The sequence below is a fragment of the Variovorax sp. CCNWLW225 genome (genome assembly GCF_037204045.1).
Classification (GTDB): domain Bacteria; phylum Pseudomonadota; class Gammaproteobacteria; order Burkholderiales; family Burkholderiaceae_C; genus Variovorax.
This window is the reverse complement of sequence record NZ_JBBCBV010000013.1, coordinates 19772-44872: the sequence shown is the minus strand read 5'-3', so window position 1 is coordinate 44872 and position 25101 is coordinate 19772. Positions and strand designations below refer to the sequence as shown.

The following is a 25101-nucleotide window of genomic DNA, read 5'->3' as shown; positions in this document are numbered from 1 at the left end:
ACGAGACAAACCCCACGAAACCCGGCATGACAACCCCCAGACTCCAGCTCGCGAACATCACCAAGCGCTACCCCGCGGTGGTGGCGAACAGCGACATCTCGCTGGCCGTGGCGCCCGGCGAGATCCATGCCGTGCTCGGCGAGAACGGCGCCGGCAAATCGACGTTGATGAAGATCATCTACGGCTCGGTCAAGCCCGACGAAGGCACGGTCGTCTTCGACGGCCAGGCCGTCAACCTGCGCAACCCGCAGCAGGCGAGGGCGCTGGGCATCAGCATGGTGTTCCAGCACTTCAGCCTGTTCGACACGCTCACCGTGGCCGAAAACGTGTGGCTGGGCCTGGACAAATCGCTGCAGCTGGCCGAAGTGGCGCGCAGCATCACGGCCAAGGCGAGCGAATACGGGCTCGACATCGATCCTTCGCGGCCGGTGCACACGCTCTCGGTGGGCGAGATGCAGCGGGTGGAAATCATCCGCGCGCTGCTCACCAACCCCAAGCTGCTGATCCTGGACGAGCCGACCTCGGTGCTCACGCCGCAGGCGGTGGTCAAGCTGTTCGGCGTGCTGAACAAGCTGGCTTCGGAAGGCTGCAGCATTCTCTATATCAGCCACAAGCTGCACGAAATTCGCGAGCTGTGCACGGCGTGCACGGTGCTGCGCGGCGGCAAGGTCACGGGCGTGTGCAATCCGCAGAACGAAAGCAACGAGTCGCTCTCGCGGCTGATGATCGGCGCCGAGCCGCCGCCGCTCAAGCACCGGCCGGTGCATGCGGGTGCGGTGGCGCTGCATGTCGACAGGCTTTCTCTTGCGCGTGAAGACCAGTTCGGCGTCGACCTCGACGGCATTTCGTTCGAGGTGCGCGCCGGCGAGGTGGTCGGCATTGCGGGCGTGTCCGGCAACGGCCAGAAGGAACTGCTCTACGCGCTCTCCGGCGAAGACGTGCGTGCCGAGCCCGCGATGGTGCGGGTGTTCGACAAGCCGGCTGGCCGGCTCAGGCCCCGCGCGCGGCGCGCACTTGGCCTGCACTTTGTGCCGGAAGAACGGCTGGGCCGCGGCGCGGTGCCGACGCTCGGCCTTGCGCACAACCTCTTGCTCACGCGCGGCAATGCGGTGGGCAAGGGCGGCTGGATCCGCACTTCGGCGCTCGAAAAACATGCCCGCGGCATCATCGAGCGCTTCAACGTCAAGGCCGGCGGACCGAATGCCGCGGCGCGTTCGCTCTCGGGCGGCAACCTGCAGAAGTTCATCGTCGGCCGCGAGATCGACGCCAACCCCAAGCTCTTCATCGTCGCGCAGCCGACCTGGGGCGTGGACGTGGGCGCCGCCGCGCTCATTCGCAGCGAAATTCTCGCCCTGCGCGATGCGGGCTGCGCCGTGCTGGTGGTGAGTGAAGAGCTTGACGAGCTGTTCGACATCAGCGACCGGCTGCATGTGATTGCCAAGGGCCGCCTCTCGCCATCCATCGACCGCGCAGCCGCCACGCTGCCGCAGATCGGCGAGTGGATGAGCGGCCTTTGGGATAAGAAGAACAACAACAAGGAGGCGGCCCATGCTTAAGCTCGAACCCCGCCCGGAGCTTTCGCGCTTCTGGACCTTTGCCTCGCCGATCCTGGCGCTGCTGATCACCGTGCTCATCGGCGTGGCGCTGTTCGCCGCACTGGGCAAAGACCCCGTCAAGGGCCTGCTGGTGTTCTTCTACGAACCCATCAAGAGCGGCTACGCCATCGGCGAGCTCACGATCAAGGCCACGCCGCTGCTCATCATCGCGCTCGGCCTGGCGGTGTGCTTTCGCTCGAACGTGTGGAACATCGGCGCAGAGGGCCAGTTCGTGTTCGGCGCCATTGCCGCAGGCGGCGTTGCGCTCATGGCCGACAAGACCACCGGCTCATGGATCGTCGTGGCCATTCTGGTTGCGGGCACCGTCGGCGGCATGGTGTGGGCCGGCATCGTGGCGTTCTTGCGCGACAAGTTCAATGCCAACGAGATCCTCGTGAGCCTGATGCTGGTGTACGTGGCCACGCTGCTGCTCGGCTACATGGTGTTCGGCCCCTGGAAAGATCCGCAGGGCTACAACTTTCCGCAGTCGAAAACTTTCGAGGCCGTGACGCAGATTCCGCGGCTCTTCAAGGGTTCGCGCGTGAGCATCGGCCTGATCATCGCGCTGCTGGGCGTGGGCGCGCTGTGGGTGTTCCTGTTCCGCACCCGGGCCGGTTTCGCGCAGCAGGTCGGCGGGCTTGCTCCTGCGGCCGCACGCTATGCGGGCTTCTCGGCACGGCGCGCCATCTGGATCGCGCTGCTCACCTCGGGCGGTGCCGCAGGCCTGGCCGGCGCGCTTGAAGTGGCCGGCCCTCTCGGTCAGCTCACGCCGTACGTACCGGCGGGCTACGGCTTCGCGGCCATCATCGTGGCCTTTGTCGGCCGGCTGCACCCCGTCGGCATGGTGTTCTCGGCCATCCTCATGAGCATGTTCTACATCGGCGGCGAGCTCGCGCAATCGCGCCTCGGCCTGCCCAAGTCGCTCACCGGCGTGTTCCAGGGCCTCTTGCTCTTCACACTCCTGGCCTGCGACACGCTCATCGCCTACCGCATCCGCCGCAAGGCGGCGATCAGGGCCGCCACCCACACGTCCAGCTCGCTGCAAGCCAGCACGCCGTTAACCGCCCCGGCCGCCCGGTCGACCGAAGGAGCGCTCTGAATGAACTACCGCACACCAGCAGCGTGCCCCGGTGCACAGGGCATCGGGTGCTCCCCGCAGCGAAATAAAGGAGGAGCCGCAGGCGGGGGACATTCGCGGAGGGGAGTACCCGGTGGCCTTTGCACAAGCCCTGAATGCATCTTCTCGAACAACAGCAACCGCCGCCGGAGCAACTGAAAAATGGACAGCTACGCACTCCTGCTAGGTTCCACCCTCAGCGCCGGCACCGTGCTCGCCATCGCCGCACTGGGTCTCCTCATCAACGAGAAAGCCGGCATCGTCAACCTCGGCGCCGAAGGCATGATGCTCTGCGCCGCCATCGCCGGCTTTGCGACCGTCGTCATCACGCACAACCCCTGGCTCGGTTTCCTGGCCGGCATGGCCGCCGGCGCATTGCTCGCGGCCTTCTTCGGCGTGCTGGTGATCTGGCTCAACACCAACCAGTACGCCACCGGGCTCGCCCTCAGCCTGTTCGGTGTCGGCTTCTCCGCCTTTGTGGGCATCAACTTCGTGCAGGCCAAGCTGCCCGAAAGCGTGTCGTACGCCGTGCCGGTGCTCAGCGACATTCCGCTCGTCGGGCCCGCGCTGTTCCGGCATCACCCCATGGTGTACTTTGCCGTGGTGCTGACGGTCGGCCTGATCTGGTTCTTGTACCGCACCCGCGCCGGCCTGGTGTTGCGCTCGGTGGGCGAGTCGCCCGAATCGGCGCATGCGCTCGGCTACCCGGTGCGGCGCATCCGCTTCATGGCGGTGATTGCGGGCGGCGCGCTGTGCGGGCTGGCGGGCGCATACCTCTCGACCGTCTACACGCCGCTGTGGGTCGAAGGAATGGTCGCGGGCCGCGGCTGGATCGCGCTGGCGCTCACCACCTTTGCCACCTGGCGGCCGATTCGCGTGCTGCTGGGCGCCTATCTCTTCGGCGGCGTCTCGATGCTGGGCTTTCACCTGCAGAGCAGCGGCGTCGACGTGCCGCCGCAGTTTCTCAGCATGCTGCAGTACATCGCGCCCATCGTGGTGCTGGCCCTGATTTCGCGCAACCCGGCGTTCATTCGCATCAACATGCCGGCATCCATCGGAAAGCCGTTCTACCCCGGCTCATAATCTCGTTTTTCGTTTTCCGCCAACCTGTCCTTTTTTGAGGATTTCCGACAATGAATGATCTGAACAAGCGCTCTTCCCTGCTCAAGCTCGCCGCCCTGACCGCGGTGGCTTCGGCAGCCCTGATCGGCTGCGGCAAGAAAGAAGAGGCAGCGCCACCGGCCGCGGCCCCCGCGCCCGCCCCGGCGCCTGCTGCCGCCGCACCGGCACCGGCCGCGCCGCTCAACATCGCATTCGCATACATCGGCCCGGTGGGAGACGGCGGCTGGACCTTCGCGCACGACAACGGCCGCAAGGCGCTCGAAAAAGAATTCGGCGACAAGATCAAGACCACTTTCGTCGAGAGCGTGCCCGAAGGCGCCGACGCCGAGCGCGTGTTCCGCGACATGGTCGGGCAGGGCAACAAGCTGATCTTCGGCACCACCTTCGGCTACATGGAGCCGATGCTCAAGGTGGCCACCGACAGCAAGGACGTGAAGTTCGAGCATGCCACCGGCTACAAGACCGCCGAGAACATGCGCACTTACGACAGCCGCACCTACGAAGGCGCCTACATGGCCGGCGTGATTGCCGGTGCCATGACCAAGAGCAACACGCTCGGCGTGGTGGGCTCGGTGCCGATTCCCGAGGTGCTGCGCAACATCAACAGCTTTACGCTGGGCGCGCAGTCGGTCAACCCGAAGATCACCACCAAGGTGGTGTGGGTGAACGAATGGTTCAGCCCGCCGAAGGAAACCGAGGCGGCCACCGCGCTCATCAACGGCGGCGCCGACGTGCTCTTCCAGAACACCGACTCGCCGGCCGTGCTCAAGACCGCACAGGAAAAAGGCAAGCGCGCCTTCGGCTGGGATTCGGATATGACCGCCTACGGCCCCAAGGCCCACCTGGCCTCGGCCACCATCAACTGGGCTCCGTACTACATCAAGGCCACGCAAGACGCGCTCGACGGCAAGTGGGCCACCGGCCAAAGCTGGTGGGGCGTGAAGGAAGGCGCCATCGACATCGTCTCCATCGCCGAAGACGTGCCGGCCGACATCAAGACCAAGGTCGAAGAAGTGAAGAAGGGCCTGAAGGACGGCAGCTTCGTGATCTGGAAGGGCCCGATCCTCGGCCAGGACGGCAAGGAAGTGGTTGCCAAGGACGCCGTGGCCGACGACAAGTTTCTTTCTGGCGTGAACTTCTACGTCAAGGGCGTGGAAGGCAAGGTGCCGGGCGGCGACAAGAAGTAATCGCTTCGAGCGTTGTATCCAGAAAAGGGTCGCCTGCGGGCGGCCCTTTTTGTTTTTGCGCGGCTGAAGTTCAGCTTGGGCAGCCGCTCACCGGCCCGGGGTATTCCATCTCGAGCATGACCCAGTTGCGCCGCGCCATGCCGTGGCGCTCGCCGATCTCGCACAGCGTGCGGTTCAGTTGCTGCACGGGCTTGAGCGTTGCCGAGACGGGCAGGGGCGGCGCTTTCCCGCTGCTGGAGGGCTGCGCCATGAGCACCAGCCCGCTGCGCAGCGTCACCGGCCCTGAATCCGACACCGCCTCCACGCTGGCGCGCCCGCTGCGCGACCAGGCATCGGCCACGAGCGCCAGGGCGATGTCGTCGCTGCCGTTGCGCACCTCGATGCTGCGCCGCTGCTGCCGCCAGAAAGCAGCCTTGTTCAGCAGAAAGTCGGCTCTGCGGCCTGCGTCGAGATAGAACGGCGTGCTGTCGTGCTCGGGGCTCCAGGAGGCCACGCCCAGCTCGGTGGCGACTGCCTTTGCCTTCTCGGGCCCGCCGATGGCTTCGACCAGTGCGAGCATGGTCGGCACCGAGGCTGTGATGCCGGTGGTCGTGGCAACGCCGCGGTCCACCACGTAGCGCTGGTGCGGCACGTAGGTGGCGCCGGGGTGACGCTTTTGCAGCGTGCCGCGGTCGTACCAATGGCCCGCAAAGCGACGCCCGTCGAGCAGGCCGGCGCGGCCGACCACCAGCGCGCCGGAACAGACGCCGATCACGCGCGCGCCCTGCGCCGCCTGTCGCTTGAGCCAGGTGGCAACGGCGGGGTCGCCCTCGGTGATCATCGCGGGCACGATCACGTAGTCGGCGCCCGACGGGTTCTGCCGGTCGAAGCCGGCAAAGTCCTGCGCGCCGTCGATCTCCAGAGCGGGATACAGGCTCACCCGTCCGGCGCGCGGGGCCACGATGCGCACCTCGGCCACATCGGCACGCTTGAGCACCGCATGCGGCAGCAGCAGGTCGGTCATCTCGGTGCCTTCGTTCAGTGCGAGCACGGCCACCACGGGCCTGCCGGCACGGCGGGGCTTCAGGGCCTCGACGAAGGCCTGCTTCTCGCGCTCGCTGCGGGCCGCATCGGTATGAGGGGGTGGCAGCGGTGTCGCGCTCCCGCTGCAGCCTGCCAGCGCAAAGGCTGCAATACTTGCTCCGATCAGCGCCCCAACCCATCTCCACATGGCCATACCCTTGTCGACGTGACGATGCCCTGAGACTACGAATGCAGACCCTGACCCACAAGGACGAAGAAGCCGCGGTTTCTGCCAGCGATGTGGTGCTTGTCGCGTTCGACGGTGTCGAGGCCATCGACATCGCCGGGCCGGCGAGCGTGTTCAGCAAGGCCGAGCTGCTGCGGCCCGGCAGCTATCGCTTGCACATCGCGTCGCCTTCGGGCGGCAACGTGCTGACGAACGGCGGCCTGAGCTTTGCCGGAACCTGCAACCTGCGGCAACTGCCCGCCGCGATCGACACGCTGGTCGTCGCGGGTGGCGACGAGCCGGGCGTGCGCGCCGCCATCGTGGAGCAGCGGATCGGTGCCTGGCTTGCGGAGGTTGCGCCCGGCGTACGCCGTATTGCCAGCGTGTGCAGCGGGGCATTCGCGCTTGCCGCGGCCGGCCTGCTCGACGGCCGCGAGGCCACCACGCACTGGCGCGCCTGCGACCAGCTGCAGGCGCTGTGGCCGCAGGTGCGGGTGCAGCGCGAACGCATCTACGTGCATGACGGGCCGGTGTGGACATCGGCCGGCGTCACCACCGGAATCGAGTTGGCGCTCGCATTGGTGGAGGACGACCTCGGCCATGCCGTGTCGATGGAGATTGCCCGCACACTGGCGCTGCCCATGCTGCGCGGCGCCGAGCAGCCGCAGCTGAGCCAGGCGCTGCAGGCGCAGGCTTCGGCCAGCCATCGGCTGCGCGAACTGGTGGCGTGGATCGGCACGCATCCGCAGGACGATCTCTCGGTGGAGGCGCTGGCCGGGCGTGTGCAGATGAGCCCGAGAAATTTCGCGCGCGCCTTTGCGGCCGAGACCGGCCGCACGCCGGCGCGCTTTGTTGAACAGATTCGCGTGGCAGCCGCCGCGCAACTGCTGCGCCAGACGCAGTGGCCGCAAGACCGGATCGCGAGCCTCAGCGGCTTCGGATCGGTGGATGCACTGCAGCGCGCCTTCGCGCGGCAGCACGGCCTGACGCCGCAAGCCTATCGAACCCATGACCAAACTTGACGCCAGCACCCTTGCACTGATCGACAACTGCGCCCAAGCTTCCATCCAGCTCCTGGAGCGCAACCTGACGCCGCACGGCATCCTGGCCGCCAGCCCCACGGAGGCGGCGGTGGCGCGGCGCTACACGCGCATCTTCGGGCGCGATGCCGCCATTTGCGTGATGGCGATGTGCGGCAGCGGCGTGCCCGCGCTGGAGGCGGGCGCCGTCGCCAGCCTCGATGCGCTCGCGGCGCAGCAGGCCGCCAACGGGCAGATTCCCAAATACGTCGACCCCGAAGGCCTGGACGCCGACTTCTGGTACCTGGGCTGTATCGATGCCACGCTGTGGTGGCTGATTGCGGTGGACCATGTGCGCCGCCACGGCCAGGTGGGTGCCTCGCAATGGAGCGGCGAGGTGGAGCGCGCCATCGGCTGGCTGCTCGCGCAGGAGCACCAGCACTTCAGGCTGCTGCAGCAGAACGAGGCCAGCGACTGGGCCGACATCATGCCCCGCTCGGGCTACGTGCTGTACACCAACGCGCTCTGGTACGACGTGAAGCGTCGCTTCGCGCTGGAGCACGCCGAGGCCACCGAGCACCATTTCAACCACCTGTTCAATCCGTTCCAGCAAGACCTGCCCGAATACCATCGCGCCCGGCTGTTGCGGCACTACGCGCGACGCGGCCGCGACGACCCGGGCCTGTATCTCAGCTTCGTCAATCTTTCATTCGTGGGCAACGAGGGCGACGTGTTCGGCAACGTGCTGGCCATACAGAGCGGGCTGGCCGACGCTTCCATGGCGCGCCGCATTGTCAAGACCATCGTGGCCGCACGCGCTGCAGAACCTTACCCCGTGCGCGTGGTGCTGCATCCGCTCACGCGCGAGCATGCGCTGTGGCGGCCGTACATGGCGCGCCATCAGCAGAACGTGGTGCACCAGTATCACAACGGCGGCATATGGCCCTTCGTCGGCGGCTTCTGGGTGATGGCGCTCGCGCGCATGGGCCTGCACGATCTGGCCTGGCCCGAGCTTGCACGCCTGGCGCACGTGAACGAACTCGGCGGCTGGCGCTTTACCGAGTGGTTCCATGGCCGCACGCTGGTGCCGATGGGCATGGCGGGCCAGAGCTGGAACGCCGCCACCTTCCTGCTTGCGCAGCGGGCCCTGCAAGGCGGCGAGGCGGCCTGGTAGCTCAGACCGTGAGAACGATCTTGCCGATGTGGCCCGCGCGTTCGAGGTAATGGTGGGCCTGCACCACATCGTCGAGCGCAAAGCTGCGGTCGATGCGCATCTGCAAGGCGCCGCTGGCCAGGCCCTCGTTGACGAAGCCCAGCCCGCGGCTGAACGCGCCTTCGTCGCGCGGAAGGCCCATGGTGGGTGAACCGATGAACTCCAGAACCGTGTAGACATGGAAGCGCCAGCTCTTGCGAAACTGCGCAAGCGCCGGGTACCTGAGCTCCGCGCCGCCGGAGAGCCCGTACAGCACGTACCAGCCGCGCTGCGCGACCACGCCGCCGAGCCGCTCCAGCTGCGCACCGCCCACGCCGTCGTACACCAGGTCGACGCCGCGGCCCTCGGTGAGCGCCAGCACGCGTTCGACCACGTCTTCGTCTTGCGTGACCACCACATGCGCCGCGCCTGCGTCGAAGAGTGCCTGGCGCTTGGCCGCCGTGCGGGTGGTTGCAATGGCGACGATGCCGGCCGCACGCGCCATCTGCAGCGCCGCGATGCCCGTGCCCGATGAAGCGCCTGTGACGAGCATCGTTTGCCCGCGCTGCAGCCGCGCCATCTCGAACATCGGAAAGTAGCCCGTCAGGTAGGCCATGTAGGCGCCGGCGGCTTGCGCGGGGGAGAGCTGCTCCGGGTAGCGGACCACGTGGGTTGCGGGAAACAGGATGCTGTCGCCATACGTAGGGTAGCGGCCCTGATTGGCTCCCGGCAGAACCGCAACCCGGTCGCCGATGGAGGCGCCGCTGACACCCGCGCCGACCGCCTCGATGGTGCCGGCCGCCTCGTTGCCCAGCCCGGCCGGCAGGGTCGCGTCTTCGATGTACAAATTCTGCCGCCACAGCGCATCGGCCCAGTTCAGGCCGATGGCCTGCACCGCAATGCGCACCTCGCCGGCGCCGGGCAAGGGCGTTGCCACCTGTTCGATCTTCAGCACCTCGGCACCGCCGAACTCGTGAAAGCGAACCATCTTGCTCATACGAAAACACTCCTTGATAGAACGAAGGCTGCACGACTGAAGCAACCGACCAAGCCAATCTAGCGGCCTTGCGGCAATCAAGGAAATCGATTGAGACGATATTCGGTATGCACTTAATCGATAACTCCATAGCGCCCGGATGAAACCGATCGAACTCAGCCGTATCGACCTGAACCTGCTCACTGTGCTGGCGGCGCTCATGCGCGAGCGGCACGTCAGCCGCGCCGCCGAGCGGCTGAACCTGGGGCAGCCCGCGGTGAGCCATGCGCTGGCGCGGCTGCGCGAGCTCACGGGCGATCCGCTGCTGGTGCGCCAGGGACGCGTGATGGAGCCGACCGAGCGCGCGCTGGCGCTGATGCAGGGGCTTGGGCCGGCACTCGAGCAGATCGAGGCGACGCTGCGCGCGCAGGCGGAGTTCGAGCCCGGTCGCGCCGCGCCGGTGTTTCGCATCGGCCTGACGGACGACCTGCAGATCGCCATGCTGCCGCGGCTGCTTCGCGCGCTCGGTGCCGAGGCGCCGCGCGCCAGGCTGGTCACGCTCACCGTCTGCTACCGCAACGCTGCGCAGCACCTTGACGACGGGCAGGTCAGTGCGGTGATGAGCTTCCTGAAAGACCTGCCCGCGGGCGCGAAGGTCCGCAAGGTTCGCACGGCGCGTTTCGCGCTGCTGCGCGCCGACACCGCCGCCGGAAAAATTTCGCTCGACGATTACTGCCGCCGCCGGCATGTGCTCGTGACCTACGCGGGTGACCTCTGCGGCACCGTCGACGAGACGTTGAGCGAACTCGGCCGGCAGCGCGACGTGGCCTTCTCGGTGCCGCAGTTCGGCAGCCTGCCCGCGGTGCTGGCCGGCACCGAGTTGCTGGCGACGGTGCCCGAGCACGTGGCACAGGCGCTGTCGGCGCAAGGCGGGCTTCGCTACGAGGCCTTGCCGTTCGAAAGCCCGAGCTACCAGATCAAGCTGGCATGGCGCGCCGTAACCGACAAGGACCCGGCGGAGGCGTGGCTGCGCAAGGCGATGCTGCGCGCCTTTGGCGATTGAAGCAGCGCCGATATGATCGGCGCGAAACTCACTGGGAGACCGGTATGCGAGTGCACGGCAAGACAAGCCTCCTGGCCACCATGGCGGCCTCGCTGTTCTTTGCAGCCTTGCCGCTCAGGGCCGCACCGGCGGACGAGCCGGCCGTCTGGCCGACCGCCGGGTGGTTGGCAAGCACACCCGAGGCGCAAGGCATGGATTCCGCCGCGGTCGCCAGGCTGGTCGACTTTGGCGCCGCCAACGCGATGGACAGCCTGCTCGTCACGCGCCATGGAAGGCTGGTTGCCGAGGCCTACTACGCACCCTACCGCGCCGATCTCAAGCATGCGGTGAACTCCACCACCAAGGCCGTTGTGGGAACGCTCACCGGCATGGCGATCCAGGACGGGCTGCTGGCTTCGCGCGACCAGCCGGTGATCGACCTCTTTCCCGAGCGCAGCATTGCGAATCTCGATGCGTCGAAGAAGGCGATGACCATCGGGCACCTGCTCGACATGACCTCGGGCATCGATTGGAAGGAGAAGCTTGACGATTCGGTGCCCGAGACAGCACTGCAGTTCGGGCGCAGTCGCGACTGGCAAGGCTTTGTGCTCGACCGCCCGATGGCGCAGCCGCCCGGCGGCGGCTTCAACTACAACAGCGGCAACACGCATCTGCTGTCGGCCATTCTTGCGAAGAAGACAGGCGGCAGCACGCTGGCCTATGCGCAGGGCAGGCTGTTCCAGCCGCTGGGCATCGGCGACGTTCGCTGGCGCAAGGACCCGCAGGGCATCGAGACCGGCGGCTTCGGTCTTTACCTGCATCCGCGCGACATGGCGAAGATCGGCTACCTCTACTTGCGCAAGGGCCAATGGGAAGGGCGCCAGCTGCTGCCCGCCGCGTCGGTGGAGCAGGTCTTTCAAGCATCGGTGGACATGGGCTTCAAGAATGGGCCCGTCTTCCGCTATGCGAACGGCTGGTGGACCATTCCGGAAAAGCGCGCCTACATTGCGGCGGGCATGAACCGGCAGCTCATCATCGTGCTGCCGGACATCGACGTGGTTGCGGTCGTCACGGGAAGGCGCAACTACCTGCTGCCTCCGTTCATCGACATGATCGCGGCCTCTGCGCGTTCGGCCCGGCCGCTGCCTGAAGACGGCCCTGCGCAGGCCTTGCTGGCCGATCGCATTCGCGCCGCGTCTGTGGAAAAGCAAAGCCCCGTGGCGCCTGCGCCCGAGCTTGCTGCAACGGTCTCGCGCAAGGTCTGGCAATTCGACCGCAATCTGCTGGGTGTGAGACGCCTGATGCTCGATCTCACGGCGGCCAACCCAAGCTACGAAATACTTTTCGACAACGCACGCGCCGACGCGCCTGCCGAGCCGGTGACCGGACCGCTGGGGCTCGACGGCTACTACCGCATCAACGAGAAGGTTGCCGAAGCACCGGTCGCGGTCAGGGGCGACTGGACGGACCCGCAGAGCTTTCGCATCTTCTCGCGTTCGCTGAGCGATGGCGACGTGTCGATGTACCTGCTGCGCTTTGATGGCGCCAGGCTGAACGTGGCTTTCGAAAACAACCGCGGCTTCAAGGCCCAGGTACAGGGCAGGGCCGCGGACTAGCGGCAACCATCGGGTCGGCCCGTAGCCGTCACGATTTTCTCGATGGCCTCCACCGCACGCGCCAATCCGTTTTCCGCACGCATCTGCTCGCCCAAGGCATGCGCCTTGGCACGCACTTCCGGGCGATCTGCAAATGCAATGGCCCGCGCCAGTTGGTCCGCGCCCAGGCGGCTGCCCGCGACCGCCTCGGGCGCAACACCTGCCAGCGCCATTCGGTGCGCCCAGAAGAACTGATCGCCCGCAAAGGGCACCACCACCGACGGCACTCCCGCGCGCGCGGCCGAATGCGTGGTGCCCGAGCCGCCGTGATGCACCACCACCGACATTCGCGGAAACAGCCAGTCGTGCGGCGTGTCGCCCACCACATGGAAGTTGGCGGGGAGCTGCTGCACGTCGATGCCGCTCCAGCCGGGGTTAAGCACGGCGCGCCGGCCCGCGACGGCATCGACCACCACCTGACGCAGGCGGCTCGCGTCGAAGCCGGTCATGCTGCCGAAGCCGATGTAGACCGGTGGCTCGCCCGCGGCGAGGAAGGTGCTCAGCGGCTGCGGCGGTTGCCAATCAGGTGCCGGCGGAATCCACTGGCCGCACACGGCGGCGTTCGCGGGCCAATCGGCCGGCCGCGGCACAAGGCTGGGCGAAAAGCCGTAGAGCGCCGGGTGCGCGGTCCACATGCGGCGGCGCGGCGGCAGGCCGCACACTTCGGCGCGTGCCGCATTCAGCGCCGGCCGGAATGCACGCCACAGCATCGCAGTGACGAGGTGATGGCTGGCGCGGTTCAGAAAGCGCGGCACGCGCGAAGGCGGAAGGAAGGGTGATGCGAACTCACGCGTCGGGGTGAGCGGGAACATGCCGGCGCCAATCGCGGGCACATCGAGTGCTTCCGCCGCCGACAGCCCCACGAAAGCGGCGAGCCCCGCACACACGATGGCGTCGCAGCCGCGCGCGGTTTCGACCGTTTGCCGCAGCCAGGCCGCGGCTTGCACGTTGGCAATGTCCGCAAGCGCCTTGGCGGCCGCGCCGGGCCGGTCGCTCTGCGCCACGACGTTGGCAATGGCTCCGCCGGAGCCCAGCGCGCCGCGAATGTCGCCTGCCGATGCATGCGAGTGCACGCCGAGCCGCTGCGCGGTGCCCAGCGTCGACGCGTCCGCCAGCAGCACCGACGCGTGGCCTGCTTTGTCGAGCGCATGGCACAGCGCCGCGAGCGGGCGGGTATCGCCCTCCGTGCCATAGGTAACGACGGCGATCTTCATGCGCGCTTTCTCCGCAGTGGCTTGCCGGCGGCACGGGCGCCACTGACAAAGATTTCGACAATGACCGCAAACTCGTCGCCGAGCACCAGGCCCGGCTGCGTGAGCCATCGCATGAGCGCGCCGAAGTACAGGTGGTGCAGCAGCGAAGCCAGGTGCTCGGCGGGCAGGTCGGCGCGCAGCGTGCCGTCTTGCTGCGCCTGCGCGATCAGCAGCGCAAAGAGCCCTGCGAGGTCGCGCGGGCGTCCCTGGGCATCGCCGGCGTCGAGTTCGTCCTCGATGTTGAGAAAGCGAAACCGGAAGTAGTCGAGCAGGTAGGCCCGGTAGCGCTCAGACCATTCGGCCGACGCGTCGAGCAGCTGCATCAGCCGCGACTCGAAGCTGCCGGGCTTCTCGGCCAGGCGGCTCAGCCGTTGCGTGTCCTCGGCCAGCTCCTTGTGCACCCAGTGCGCAAGGATCGCCTCCTTGGTCGGAAAGTGGTTGTACAGCGTGCCCTTGGCCACATCGGCCTGCAGCGCGATCTGCTCCATGGTGGTGGCGTTGTAGCCATTGGCTTCGAAGAGCCGCATGGCAATGGTTGCCACGCTGTCGAGCGTTTGGGCGCGGCGCCGCTCGCGCCTGCCTGAAGGTTCTGCGTCTGCCAAAGGTCAGCCATTGAAATATGAACGTCGTTCAAGTTTATACGATGTTCACAATTGGCGCGGAGCGAGACGGGCGGGCGGGAGAGCAAAGGCTGGTGTCCGCCCGCGGCCCGGGATATAAGACATTTTTTCTCGGGAGCCGCACCGCCATGCCAAGCCAAACCGACTCTGTCGCAAGCGCAACCCCTTTGCAGGACACGGCGCCGATCATCGAGCAGTTGCCCGCCGGTATTTTTCGCAAGGACGCCGCGGGGCGGTTCGTCTTCGTGAACGAGCGGTTTAGCCAGCTCAAGCGCACGCCGGCGGACCGGATCCTGGGCCGCACGGCCGCCGAGATCGCGTCTTCCGAAGCGGCGCAACAGCCGGACTCGCCTTGGCGGCTGGAACTCGCAGAGCGGGAAGACAGGCAGCACGCGCAGATCGTGCAGACGGGGCAGCAGCTCGAGCGCGAAGAAGTTCTTTCTGGCGCGGGCGGGCAGCCGCAGACCTGGCAGGTGGTCGAATCCGCGGTGCTGGGGCCGGGCGGGGCGGTCATCGGCAGCCAGGGGGTCATGCTCGAGGTGACCCGGCGCCACCGGGAAGACGAGATGCTGGCGAACGAGCGCGAGCTTCTTCGCGCGCTCCTGGACAACTCCCCGGACCACATCTACTTCAAGGACGCGCAATCCCGCTTCATCAAGACCAGCACGGCCCAGGCCCTTGAATTCGGAATGTCCACGCCCGAGGGGCTGGTGGGAAAGTCCGATTTCGACGTCTTCTCCGAAGACCATGCACGGCCGGCCTTCGAGGACGAGCAGGAGATCATCCGCACGGGCCTGCCGATGATCGGCAAGGTGGAAAGAGAAACCTGGATCGACGGGCGGCCTGACACCTGGGCCTTGACCACGAAGATGCCGCTGCGCAACCGCGCGGGCGAGATCGTCGGAACCTTCGGCATCACCAAGAACATCTCGGACCTGAAGGAGGCCGAGCGCCAGATTGCCGAGGTGCACAAGCAACTGGTCGAGGCCTCGCACCTGGCGGGCATGGCCCGCATAGCCACCAATGTGCTGCACAACGTGGGCAACGTGCTCAACAGCGTGAACGTCTCCGCAGCGCTCATTCTTTCGCGCGTTCGTGCCTCCAAGGTGGCCGGGCTCGCGCGGGCGGTGCAGTTGCTGGACGAGCATGCGGATGACCTGGGCGCGTTCCTGGAGTCGGACCCCAAGGGCAAGATGCTTCCCGGCTATTTGCGCCAGCTGGCCTCGGCGCTGGTGACGGAGCAGAACGACGCCATCAAGGAGCTTGCGGCGCTGAGCAAGAACGTGGAACACATCAAGGAGATCATTGCCGCGCAGCAGGCCCACGCCGGGGCTTCGAGGCTGCTGGAGAAGGTGCAGATCCGCGATCTGGTCGAGGATGCGCTGCGCATCAACCAAGAGGCTTTGAAGCGGCGCCAGATGGTGATCGAAAAAGAGATTGCCGACGTTCCCGAGTTGATGCTCGATCACGGGCGAATACTTCAGATCCTGGTGAACCTCATCAGCAACGCCGAGCAGGCCATGGACGGCGTGGCCGACCGCGAGCCCAGGCTCACGCTGCGGGTGGAGCTGCTGCCGGGCCAGCGGCTTCGTATCTGCGTGGCGGACAACGGGGTGGGCATAGAGACGCAGGCGCTGACCCAGGTGTTCGTGCACGGCTTCACCACCAAGAAGACGGGCCATGGGTTCGGTCTGCACAGCGCGGTGATTGCCGCGCATGAAATGGGCGGCACCCTCACGGCGCACAGCGACGGGCCCGGCACCGGTGCGGCGTTCACGCTCGAGCTGCCGGTCGAGGCCAAGGCAGCGGCGCCGCTCAGCGCAGGCTGAACAGCGCGGCCGCGTTGCCCCAGGCAATGCGCTGCGCCACGTCGGGCGGCAGGTCGCCAAGCCAGGTGCGGTAGCCGCGCATGATCTCGTCGTAGGCGCTCCAGCGCTGGTTGACCCAGGTGTCGGAGCCGACGACGAAGCGGTCGGGGTACTTGAGCAGCAGCGCGCGCCATTCGGGGCACAGCTTGCCGCCCTCGCAGGTGAGCCCCGGCCGATAAGAGAGCTCGCCCATCAGCAGCGGGTAGCGTTCCAGCAGCGCCTGCACGCGTTCGATCGGCGCGCCGCCGATGCCCGTGTGCGCCCAGATGAGGCGCAGCGATTGGCCCTTCGATGGTGCGTTGGCCATCAGCAGGTCGATCGCCACGTCGTCGACGTGCGCAAGCACCGCGAGCTTTTGCCGTTCCGCCAGTGCAATGAGCTTCTTGGCGACGGGGCCGTTGGCATTGGCGCTCTCGTACAGGTGGAATTCGCCGATGCCGCGGTAAGGCCCGCTTGCGGTGCCGCGCGCCAGTTCGGTCTGCACCATCTCGTGGATGGTTTCGTCGCGGAACCAGTTGCTGTAGTCGTCGCGGTTGCGGTACAGGCGCACGAAGGGCACCACGGTAACGCCCGCCTCGCGGGTTTCGCGCGCCGCCGCCAGTGTTTGCGTGCCGGCGTTGGGCCGCGAATTGGCGATGATCGCCTTCACGTTGTTGCGCTGCATGCGCGCGAGCGCCTCGGCCGGCGGATACGGCCCGGTATTGCCGTCCCAGGCTTCCTGGTTGTAGTGCAGGTGCATGTCGAACAGCGGGCCGGCGTATGGGGTCTGCGCAAGGGCGGAAGGCACGGCAACCGCCGAGCAGGCGGCCAGAAGCAGGGCTGCAATAGGCGCAATGGCTCTCATGGAATCCTCATGCGGGTGGAAGCGCGATTATCCGGGCCGCGGCTGCCTCGCGCACGGGCGCGGCAGCGCTTATGCTGTGTGCAATCACAACGCCTGATTTGCCCCACCATGACCGATTACCGACCCGTCTTCGACAAGAGCTTCGGCAACATTGCCGCCGACCGCCTGCCCGAGCTGCTGCGCGCCATGCCCAAGGCCGAGCTGCACATGCACATCGAAGGTTCGCTCGAGCCCGAGCTCATCTTCGCGCTCGCGCAGCGCAACGGCGTGAGCATTCCCTACGCAAGCGTGGAAGACCTGCGCCGCGCCTACGCCTTCACCAACCTGCAGAGCTTTCTCGACATCTACTACGCCGGCGCCAGCGTGCTGCTGAAGGAGCAAGACTTCTACGACATGGCCTGGGCCTACCTGGAGCGCGCCGCGGCCGACAACGTGGTGCACACCGAGATGTTCTTCGACCCGCAGACGCACACGGCGCGCGGCGTGCCGATGGAGGTGGTGGTCAATGGCCTGCACCGTGCGTGCACCGATGCACTGCCCAAGCTGGGCGTGAGCGCGGCGCTCATCCTGTGCTTTCTGCGCCACCTGAGCGAAGAAGAAGCCTTCAAGACGCTGGAGCAGGCCCTGCCGTACCGCGACAAGTTCATCGGCGTGGGGCTCGATTCGAGCGAAGTGGGACATCCGCCCGAAAAGTTTGCGCGCGTGTTCGCGCGCTGCCGCGAGCTGGGCTTGCACCTTGTCGCACATGCGGGCGAGGAGGGCCCGCCAGAGTACGTGTGGAGCGCGCTCGACGTGCTGAAGGTAGAGCGCGTCGACCACGGCGTGCAGAGCGCGAAAGACCCGGCGCTGATGAAGCGGCTTGCGCAAGAGCGCATTCCGCTCACCGTGTGCCCGCTGTCGAATCTCAAACTCTGCGTGTTCCCGGACCTGGCGCAGCACAACCTCGGCGCGCTGCTCGATGCGGGCCTGGTCGCTACCGTCAACTCGGACGACCCGGCGTACTTTGGCGGCTACATGAACCAGAACTTCACGCAGACCTTTGCGGCTACCGAGCTGAATGTGCAGCAGGCCTGGCAGCTCGCGGCCAACAGCTTCGAAGGCAGCTTCATCGACGCCAGTGCCAAGCGCGCCTACGTCGACCGGCTCAACGCGGTCTTCGCAACCTTCTGACCGGCATCCGCGGCGGCATGTTGCCGCGGAACCAGCAGCGGCATTGCCATCAGCGCACAGGCGCTGGCCGCAAGCCACACCAGCGCCCAGCCCTGCAGCGCGAGCAGGTGCGGAATGGAAAAGGGCGTGACAAAGCACACCAGGAACACGCTGGTGTTCGCCATGCCGAGTGCAGTGCCGGCGCGGGCCGCACCGGCCAGTGTGGCCAGCTCTGTGTAGGCCACGCCGTGCCAGGCGGATACGCAGACACCGCTCGCCGCCAGCACCACCACCAGCGCCACGCGCAGGGCCGCTGAGTCGGCCGCGTGCGTGCCTGCCGCCACCACCAGGCCCGCGAGCCCTGCAAACAGCAGCACGCTCAGTGCGCTGCAGGCGCGCAGATAGGCGGGGCGGTTGCGGCGGCGGTCGGTCCAGCGGCCGCTCCATACGCGCATGACCATCGCGCCGATCTGCACGAACACCATCGTGGCGGTGATGGTTGCAAGCCCGGCATGGCCGAAGTCGTGCAGGAACACCGTGCCGAAAGACAGCACCGCGAACTGCGGCGCGCACAGAATGCCGATGCCGGCCACGATGCGCCAGACGCGCGCATCGCGCAGCGGGCCGCTCTGCGGTGAAGCCGAGGCTTGTGCAGCCCCAGCCTGGCTGCGCGGCGCAATCGGCGGCTCATGCACCCAGGCCCAGCTCATCACCGCGCTCAGCAGGCACAGCACCGCCAGCAGGCCGTAGAGCGCGGCAAAACCGAAGTGCAGCGCCACAAAGGGCAACACCAGCGCGCCGATGCCGCCGCCCAGCGGCACGGCGGTCTGGCGGATGCTCATGGCAAGCCCGCGTTCGCCGGCATCGAACCACGTCATCACCGCCCGGCCGCTCGCGCCGTTGACGCTGCCGCCGAGCAGGCCCACCAGCAGCAGCCCTGCCCCCAGCCAGCCCAGGCCGGGAATGTGCTGCGCGCTGGGCGCGGCCCAGAGCGCCATTGCCGTGAGTGCAACGGCGGTGCTGCCCAAACCCGTCAGCAGCACCGGCCTGTCGCCCCAGCGGTCGGTCAACAGGCCCCAGGGCAGCTCGCTCACCGCAATGCCCAGGCCCATGAGGCCCAGCACGAGGCCAAGCGTGGCGTTGTCGAGCTGGTAGCCGGTGCGCATCAGCACCGCGGTCATTGGAATGCCGCTGAAGGCCACGGAGAAAGCTGCGTTGGCGGCCACGCCCGCGGCCAGCACCTTCCAGCGATGGCTGGGTGGGAATGAAGAGGAGGAGGTCGATGGGTTCATTTGCGGCGGAGTTTCCGCCGTTGCAAAGGTTTTGAAAATCAGAAAATAATGGTGCAACCGTTCAAAAAAACAGGACGATTGTTGAAGCGTGAATCCATGTCTCAGGTGATGTTCGATCTCGATGTGCTGCGCAGTTTTTCCACCGGCATCGCGCTCGGCAGCTATGCGCGCGCGGCGGATCGGCTGGGCCGCTCCACATCGGCAGTGAGCGCGCAGCTCAAGAAGCTCGAGGCGCAGGCCGGCACGGCGCTTTTCCGCAAGGCCGGCCGCGGCCTGGAGCTCACCGATGCGGGCGAAACGCTGCTTGCCTACGCCCACCGCATGCTCGAGCTCAACGAGGAGGCCGGCGCCGCCATGCGGGGGGCCGACTTGCAGGGCTGGGTGCGGCTCGGCCTGCAGGAAGACTTCGGCGAGACGCTGCTGCCCGCCGTGCTCGGGCGCTTTTCGCGCGCGCATCCCAAGGTGCGCATCGAAGCCTGCGTGGCGCGCAGTGCCGAACTGCGCGAGCGGCTCGAGCTTCGGCAGCTCGACCTGGCGCTGGTGTGGGACACCGGCGATCAGATGACGCCGCACGGCGAGCGCGTGGCACGGCTGCCGCTGCAATGGATCGGCCCCAGGGCGCCCGATGCGCTCGACACGCCCTGGTGGAAAGAGCGCGAGCGCCGCAGCGGCGCCCGCAAGACCAGGGAGCCGCTGCCGCTGGTGCTGCTCGATGCACCGTGCCCGCTGCGCGAGATCGTCACCGCCGCGCTCGACCGCGCGGGCACGCCGTGGCGCCATGCGTTCACCAGCGCCAGCCTTGCGGCCTTGTGGGCGGCCACCTCGGCGGGCCTTGGCCTCTCGGTGCGCACGCCCTTCGGCCTGCCTGCGCATGTGCGCCCCATCGACCGCACGGCTGTGGGCCTTCCGGCGCTGCCGCAGATGTCGCTCATGCTCTACCGCGCGCAGGCTGCGGCCGAGACGCCGGTGGAGCGGCTTGCCACGCTGTTGCTGGAGGCCGTGCGCCAGCATGTGCAGCTGGAGCCTGCGCAGCTTCACTGAACGGCCCCCGCTAGAATCCGCACCCCGCAGCAGGGCGTCCCGGCCGGCTGCGGGTTTTTGCTTTTCCGGGGCCATGTAGAGGACCACCATGTACAAAAACCTCGCGGGCCGCGCCGTTCTGGCGTGGGCAGCCGCCTGTTTTTTATCTCCCGCCTTTTCGCAACCGCAGGCTCCCAAGGAGCCGCTGAAGATCGGCTTCGTCTACGTGACGCCGGTCACCGACGCCGGCTGGGTGCGCCAGCATGAAGAGGGCCGCAAGGCCGTCGATGCGGCACTCGGCGGCAAGGTCAAGACAACCTTCGTCGAGAACGTGCCCGAGGGGGCCGACGCCGAGCGCGTGATCCGCGATCTTGCGCAGCAGGGCAACCGGCTGATCTTCACGCCCAGCTTCGGCTACATGGAACCGACGTTGAAGGTGGCGCGCGACTTTCCGGATGTGAAGTTCGAATCGATCACCGGCTACAAGGCCGCGCCCAACGTGGCAACGGCCAATGCGCGCTACTACGAAGGCCGCTACCTCGCAGGCATTGCGGCCGGCCGCATGACCAGGACGAACGTGGCCGGCTACGTGGCGGGCTTTCCGATTCCTGAAGTGCTGCAAGGCATCAACGCCTTCACGCTCGGCATGCGTTCGATCAACCCGAATGCCAAGGTGGTCGTGGTGTGGCTCAACGAATGGTTCGACCCGCCGAAGGAGCGCGACGCGGCCATGGCGCTGTTCAACCAGAACGCCGACGTCGTCGCCTTTCACACCGGCTCCACCGCGGTGATGGCAGCGGCGCAGGAGCGCGGCAAGATGGCCGTGGCCTACCACTCCGACATGCGCAAGATTGCGCCCGATGCGCAGATCGTCGCCGTTACCCATCAGTGGGGCGGCTACTACACGCAGCGCGCGCAGGCGGTGCTCGATGGCAGCTGGAAGAGCGGCAACGTCTGGGGCGGCGTAAAGGAAGGAATGATCCGCGTCGGCGACTTCGGCACCAAGGTGCCCAAGGCCGTGCAGCAGGAGGTGCTGGCGCGCCAGCAGGACATTGCCGCGGGCAAGCTGCAGCCGTTTCGCGCGGTGGCCGCTGATGTGCGCGACAACGAGGGCCGTGTCGTCATCGCGAAAGGTGCGCAGCTGAACGACGAGCAGATCCTGAGGATGAACTGGCTGGCCGAAGGCGTGCAGGGGCGCGTCACGCGTTAGCCCGGTCGCGTTAGCCCAGCCGCTCGACCACAAAGTCGACGAAGGTCCGAAGCTTGGCGCTGGGCCGGGCTTCGGGCAGCCGCATGATGTGAACCTGCCGCGTCGGCAACTCCCACTTGGGCAGCAACCGGACCACCTGACCCGAGGCCAGGGCGGGGCCGAGCAGCGCGTCGGCCTGCACGATCACCCCGACGCCCGCAATCGCCGCGGCCAGCAGCGCCTGGCCGTTGTTGGTGCTGAGCGGGCCGCGCACGGGCACTTGCACCGTCTGCCCGTTGCGCGTGAAGCGCCATGAATGGTTCGGCCCCCACGCCGCGAAGCCCAGCAGCGGAAAAGCTTCCAGCTCGGACGGGTGCTTCGGAAGCCCGTGGCGCGCAACCCAGGCGGGGCTCGCAACCGCGAACATGCGTGCCAATGCGAGCGGCCGCGCAATGAGGCGTTCATCGACCGCGGCACCCGAGCGGATGCCGCAGTCGAAGCCCTCTTCGGCCAGATCGACCACGCGGTCGTTCAGGTTCAGGTCCACCTTCACCTGCGGATAGGCCGCGATGTACTCGGCAATGACAGGTGTGAGCCGGTGAGCGCCATAGGCGACGGGCGCTGTCACGCGCAGCACGCCCTGCGGCATGGCGCGCAGCGACTCGGCCACGCCGTCGGCCGTGTGCACGCTCGCGAGCACGTCGCGGCAACGCTCCAGGTAGGCCGCGCCGATTTCCGTGAGTGCGTGGCGCCGCGTGGTGCGCTCGAGCAGGCGAGCGCCGAGCTGATCCTCAAGTGCGCGGATGTGCTTGCCGACCATCACAGCCGAGAGATCGAGCGCCTCGGCGGCCGCGGCAAAGCTGCCCGCATCCACCGTGGCGACGAAGACTTCCATCGCGCGCAGCTTGTCCATATTGAGAACTCAGAGTTTCGAATTGCCTAACCGGATGGCAATTTATCAAACTATCGATTCGCAAAACAATGGAACCTTCCTGATTCATTTGGCGAGGTTTTCATGAAGGTTCTAGTTGTGGGCGCGACGGGCGCCGTGGGCAGCGCGGTGGCGCAGGCGCTGGCCGGGCGCGGGCATGAAGTGGTGCGTGCGAGCCGCACGCGCGGCGACCGGCAGGTCGACATCACGAGCGACGCGAGCGTCGAGGCGCTATATGCCGCAGTAGGGCGCGTCGATGCGATCGTCTCGGCGGCTGGCGGGCTGTTTTTCGGGCCGCTCGCTGAAATGCGGCCGGCCGATTTCAACCTCGGCCTGCAGGACAAGCTGCTCGGCCAGGTGCGCCTCGCGTTGCTGGGCCAGCACATGCTGAGAGATGGCGGCTCGATCACACTGACCACGGGCGTGGCGGCCGACGATCCGGTTCTCGGCGGAGCCAATGCGGCTGCCGTGAATGCCGCGGTCGAGGGTTTCGTGAAAGGCGCAGCCATCGAGCTGGGCCGCGGCCTGCGCATCAATGCGGTCAGTCCGACGCTGCTGACCGAATCGTTGGCGGCATATGGCGCGCTCTTTCCGGGCGTCGAAACCGTACCGGCCGCACGTGTGGCTCTGGCTTATGTGCGCAGCATTGAAGGTCCGCTGACGGGGCGCGTGTTTCGGGTGTGGCAATGAGCACGCGCACGCGATGGGCCGGCGCGCTGCTCGCGCTCGTCAACGCGTCGGAGGGGAGTACGTTCGCCATATAGCACTCATACGCGCATGGAAATTGCGGCGCTGCCGGGCTGGTTTACCCTCCGCAGCAACGATGAAAAAAGCCTACCGCGCCTCCCTCCTGCGATTCGACGATGCCGGACTGCCCGTTTTCGATGAAGACGGCCTTCTGGTCGTCGCCCCCGACAGCACCGGCTGCCAGCGCGTGCTCGACGCCGGCAGCCACGCCGCCGTGTCGCCGCGCCACCCCGATGCCGAGCTGACCCACCTGCCGGGCCGCATCCTCGCGCCGGGCTTCGTGGACATGCACATCCACTTTCCGCAAACGGACATCATCGGTTCGCCCTCGCCAGGGCTCCTGCCCTGGCTGGAGAACTACACATTCCCGGCGGAAGCCAAGTTCATCGACCCGTCGCATTCGAACGAAGTGGCCGACGTGTTCTTCGACGAGCTGCTGCGCAACGGCGTCACCACGGCGCTGACCTTTGCCACGTCGCACGTGGCGTCGGTCGATGCCTTTTTTGAAGGCGCCCAGCGCCGGGGCTTGCGCATGATCAGCGGCAAGGTGCTGCAGGACCGGCATTCGCCCGACGGCGTGCGCGACGAGACCGAGCAGAGCCTCATCGACTCGGAAGCGCTGATCCGCAAGTGGCACAACACCGGCCGCCTGGGCTACGCCATCACACCGCGCTTTGCGCCCGCGAGCACCGACGCGCAGATGCGCGGCGCCGGCGAGCTGGCCGCGAAGTACGCCGACACATGGATCCAGTCGCACGTGGCCGAAAATCGCGACGAGGTGGCGTGGGTGCGCGAGCTGTACCCGCAGGCGCGCTCTTACCTCGATGTGTATGCCGGCTTCGGGCTGATGCGCGAACGCGCCGTATACGCGCACTGCATCTACCTGGACGACACCGACCGCGAGCTGCTGCGCGACACCAAAACGGCTGCCGCGGTAAGCCCGACCAGCAACCTGTTCCTGGGCAGCGGCTTCTTCGACTTCGGCGCGGCCGACCGTGTCGGCTACCCCTACGGCCTGGCCAGCGACGTGGGCGGCGGCACCAGCTTCAGCCCCTTCCACACCATGATGGCAGCCTACTACGTGGGTCGCGAGGGGCAAACCAAGACCGGCCTGAGCATTGCGCCTTCGCAGCTGTGGTGGCGCCACACCGGCGGCGCGGCGCGCGCGCTGGGGCTCGATGGCGTGATCGGCAACCTGCAGCCCGGTTGCGAAGCCGACTTTCTGGTGCTCAACCCCCAGGCCACGCCTCTGATGGCGCGCAAGGCCGCCCGCGCGAACAACCTGGAGGAGCTGCTGTTCTCGATGATCGTGCTGGGCGATGACCGGCTGATCGAGCGGACGGTGATCTCGCAGGCGGGATAGATGCGGGATAGGGATGGCTGGGTGGCACATGCCACAATTCGTGCCATTCCTCCCCCCGCAGCAGCATCAGCGACCGCATATGAGCATCAAGAGCGACAAATGGATCCGGCGCATGGCCGAGCAGACCGGCATGATCGACCCCTTCGAGCCCGGCCAGGTGCGCGAGGCCGCCGGCCACAAGATCATCAGCTACGGCACTTCGAGTTACGGCTACGACATCCGTTGCGCGCCTGAATTCAAGGTTTTCACCAACATCCACAGCACCGTGGTCGACCCGAAGAACTTCGACGAGAAGAGCTTCGTCGACATGCACGGCGACTACTGCATCATTCCGCCCAACAGCTTTGCGCTGGCGCGCACGGTCGAATACTTTCGCATCCCGCGCAACGTGCTCACCATCTGCCTGGGCAAGAGCACCTATGCGCGCTGCGGCATCATCGTCAACGTGACCCCCTTCGAGCCCGAATGGGAAGGCTACGTGACGCTCGAGTTCAGCAACACCACCCCGCTGCCCGCCAAGATCTACGCGGGCGAGGGCTGCGCGCAGGTGCTGTTCTTCGAGAGCGACGAAGTCTGCGAAACCAGCTACAAGGATCGCGGCGGCAAATACCAGGGCCAGCGCGGCGTTACGCTTCCCAAGACCTGAGAGGTCTCGCGGGGGGTACCCCTCGCGTTCCTCCGCTTCCGACGGC

At 67.0% G+C, this 25101-nt stretch carries 22 protein-coding genes; 15 read left to right on the top strand and 7 right to left on the bottom strand.

The genetic code is table 11. The annotated features are described in order from the left end of the window. The first annotated feature begins 26 nt into the window (after positions 1-26). The 4 genes from V9L20_RS19640 to V9L20_RS19625 all read left to right on the top strand — a co-directional run bounded on the left by V9L20_RS19640 (position 27) and on the right by V9L20_RS19625 (position 5021). Positions 27-1556, top strand: a complete 1530-nt coding sequence (locus V9L20_RS19640) for an ABC transporter ATP-binding protein (RefSeq protein ID WP_337297847.1) — start codon at positions 27-29, stop codon at positions 1554-1556. Continuing rightward, entirely contained in the window at positions 1549-2694 is a 1146-nt protein-coding gene (locus V9L20_RS19635) for an ABC transporter permease (protein WP_337297846.1), read from the top strand. The genes V9L20_RS19640 and V9L20_RS19635 overlap by 8 nt, the downstream gene beginning before the upstream one ends. Before the next feature lie 180 nt (positions 2695-2874). After that, positions 2875-3795: an ABC transporter permease gene (locus V9L20_RS19630; protein WP_337297845.1), complete on the top strand. Its 921-nt coding sequence runs from the start codon at positions 2875-2877 to the stop codon at positions 3793-3795. Between the two features lie 50 nt (positions 3796-3845). Further along, the gene (locus V9L20_RS19625) at positions 3846-5021 is read left to right on the top strand and encodes a BMP family ABC transporter substrate-binding protein (RefSeq protein ID WP_258501760.1); all 1176 of its coding nucleotides are present in this window, start codon (positions 3846-3848) and stop codon (positions 5019-5021) included. A gap of 70 nt (positions 5022-5091) precedes the next feature. On the opposite strand, the gene V9L20_RS19620 is transcribed toward V9L20_RS19625, so the two are convergent. Further along, complete coding sequence (locus V9L20_RS19620) at positions 5092-6231, bottom strand: DJ-1/PfpI family protein (protein WP_337297844.1); 1140 nt, start codon at positions 6229-6231, stop codon at positions 5092-5094. Positions 6232-6272: 41 nt separating this feature from the next. Here V9L20_RS19620 and V9L20_RS19615 point away from each other — a divergent pair, with 41 nt between their 5' ends. Continuing rightward, on the top strand, positions 6273-7271 hold the full coding sequence (locus V9L20_RS19615; RefSeq protein WP_337297843.1) for a GlxA family transcriptional regulator: 999 nt from the start codon (positions 6273-6275) through the stop codon (positions 7269-7271). Beyond that, positions 7258-8442, top strand: coding sequence for an amylo-alpha-1,6-glucosidase (locus V9L20_RS19610; protein WP_337297842.1), 1185 nt, complete (start codon positions 7258-7260; stop codon positions 8440-8442). The genes V9L20_RS19615 and V9L20_RS19610 overlap by 14 nt, the downstream gene beginning before the upstream one ends. Before the next feature lies 1 nt (position 8443). On the opposite strand, the gene V9L20_RS19605 is transcribed toward V9L20_RS19610, so the two are convergent. Next, entirely contained in the window at positions 8444-9457 is a 1014-nt protein-coding gene (locus V9L20_RS19605; protein WP_337297841.1) for a zinc-dependent alcohol dehydrogenase family protein, read from the bottom strand. Positions 9458-9596: 139 nt separating this feature from the next. Here V9L20_RS19605 and V9L20_RS19600 point away from each other — a divergent pair, with 139 nt between their 5' ends. Both V9L20_RS19600 and V9L20_RS19595 read left to right on the top strand, forming a co-directional pair. Then, entirely contained in the window at positions 9597-10499 is a 903-nt protein-coding gene (locus V9L20_RS19600; RefSeq protein WP_337297840.1) for a LysR family transcriptional regulator, read from the top strand. A gap of 44 nt (positions 10500-10543) precedes the next feature. After that, positions 10544-12094 (top strand): serine hydrolase domain-containing protein, encoded by a 1551-nt coding sequence (locus tag V9L20_RS19595; RefSeq protein WP_337297839.1) that lies wholly within the window; start codon positions 10544-10546, stop codon positions 12092-12094. On the opposite strand, the gene V9L20_RS19590 is transcribed toward V9L20_RS19595, so the two are convergent. After that, on the bottom strand, positions 12091-13347 hold the full coding sequence (locus V9L20_RS19590) for a glycosyltransferase (protein ID WP_337297838.1): 1257 nt from the start codon (positions 13345-13347) through the stop codon (positions 12091-12093). The genes V9L20_RS19595 and V9L20_RS19590 overlap by 4 nt on opposite strands. Next, a complete protein-coding gene (locus tag V9L20_RS19585) occupies positions 13344-13988 on the bottom strand; it encodes a TetR/AcrR family transcriptional regulator (RefSeq protein WP_337297837.1) in 645 nt (214 codons plus the stop codon). The genes V9L20_RS19590 and V9L20_RS19585 overlap by 4 nt, the downstream gene beginning before the upstream one ends. A gap of 146 nt (positions 13989-14134) precedes the next feature. On the opposite strand from V9L20_RS19585, the gene V9L20_RS19580 reads away from it, so the two are divergent. After that, on the top strand, positions 14135-15835 hold the full coding sequence (locus V9L20_RS19580) for a PAS domain-containing sensor histidine kinase (RefSeq protein ID WP_337297836.1): 1701 nt from the start codon (positions 14135-14137) through the stop codon (positions 15833-15835). Here V9L20_RS19580 and V9L20_RS19575 read toward each other — a convergent pair. Beyond that, complete coding sequence (locus V9L20_RS19575; RefSeq protein WP_337297835.1) at positions 15822-16718, bottom strand: amidohydrolase family protein; 897 nt, start codon at positions 16716-16718, stop codon at positions 15822-15824. The genes V9L20_RS19580 and V9L20_RS19575 overlap by 14 nt on opposite strands. A 108-nt stretch (positions 16719-16826) precedes the next feature. Here V9L20_RS19575 and V9L20_RS19570 point away from each other — a divergent pair, with 108 nt between their 5' ends. Further along, positions 16827-17888 carry an adenosine deaminase gene (locus V9L20_RS19570; protein WP_337297834.1) on the top strand — a complete coding sequence of 354 codons (1062 nt, stop codon included), beginning with the start codon at positions 16827-16829 and terminating at the stop codon, positions 17886-17888. Here the strand turns inward: V9L20_RS19570 and V9L20_RS19565 are convergent. Continuing rightward, complete coding sequence (locus V9L20_RS19565) at positions 17849-19159, bottom strand: MFS transporter (protein WP_337297833.1); 1311 nt, start codon at positions 19157-19159, stop codon at positions 17849-17851. The two genes, V9L20_RS19570 and V9L20_RS19565, sit on opposite strands and share 40 nt — an antisense overlap. 96 nt (positions 19160-19255) lie before the next feature. Here V9L20_RS19565 and V9L20_RS19560 point away from each other — a divergent pair, with 96 nt between their 5' ends. Beyond that, entirely contained in the window at positions 19256-20200 is a 945-nt protein-coding gene (locus V9L20_RS19560; protein ID WP_337297832.1) for a LysR substrate-binding domain-containing protein, read from the top strand. An 88-nt stretch (positions 20201-20288) separates the two neighbouring features. Then, complete coding sequence (locus V9L20_RS19555) at positions 20289-21389, top strand: BMP family ABC transporter substrate-binding protein (RefSeq protein WP_337297831.1); 1101 nt, start codon at positions 20289-20291, stop codon at positions 21387-21389. Positions 21390-21399: 10 nt separating this feature from the next. On the opposite strand, the gene V9L20_RS19550 is transcribed toward V9L20_RS19555, so the two are convergent. Next, positions 21400-22281: a LysR family transcriptional regulator gene (locus tag V9L20_RS19550; RefSeq protein ID WP_337297830.1), complete on the bottom strand. Its 882-nt coding sequence runs from the start codon at positions 22279-22281 to the stop codon at positions 21400-21402. 102 nt (positions 22282-22383) lie between these two features. On the opposite strand from V9L20_RS19550, the gene V9L20_RS19545 reads away from it, so the two are divergent. The 3 genes from V9L20_RS19545 to dcd all read left to right on the top strand — a co-directional run bounded on the left by V9L20_RS19545 (position 22384) and on the right by dcd (position 25055). Further along, complete coding sequence (locus V9L20_RS19545) at positions 22384-22989, top strand: short chain dehydrogenase (protein ID WP_337297829.1); 606 nt, start codon at positions 22384-22386, stop codon at positions 22987-22989. Positions 22990-23122: 133 nt separating this feature from the next. Continuing rightward, positions 23123-24409: a guanine deaminase gene (gene guaD, locus V9L20_RS19540; protein ID WP_337297828.1), complete on the top strand. Its 1287-nt coding sequence runs from the start codon at positions 23123-23125 to the stop codon at positions 24407-24409. A gap of 79 nt (positions 24410-24488) precedes the next feature. Continuing rightward, the gene (gene dcd / locus V9L20_RS19535) at positions 24489-25055 is read left to right on the top strand and encodes a dCTP deaminase (protein WP_258501734.1); all 567 of its coding nucleotides are present in this window, start codon (positions 24489-24491) and stop codon (positions 25053-25055) included. Positions 25056-25101 lie beyond the last annotated feature (46 nt).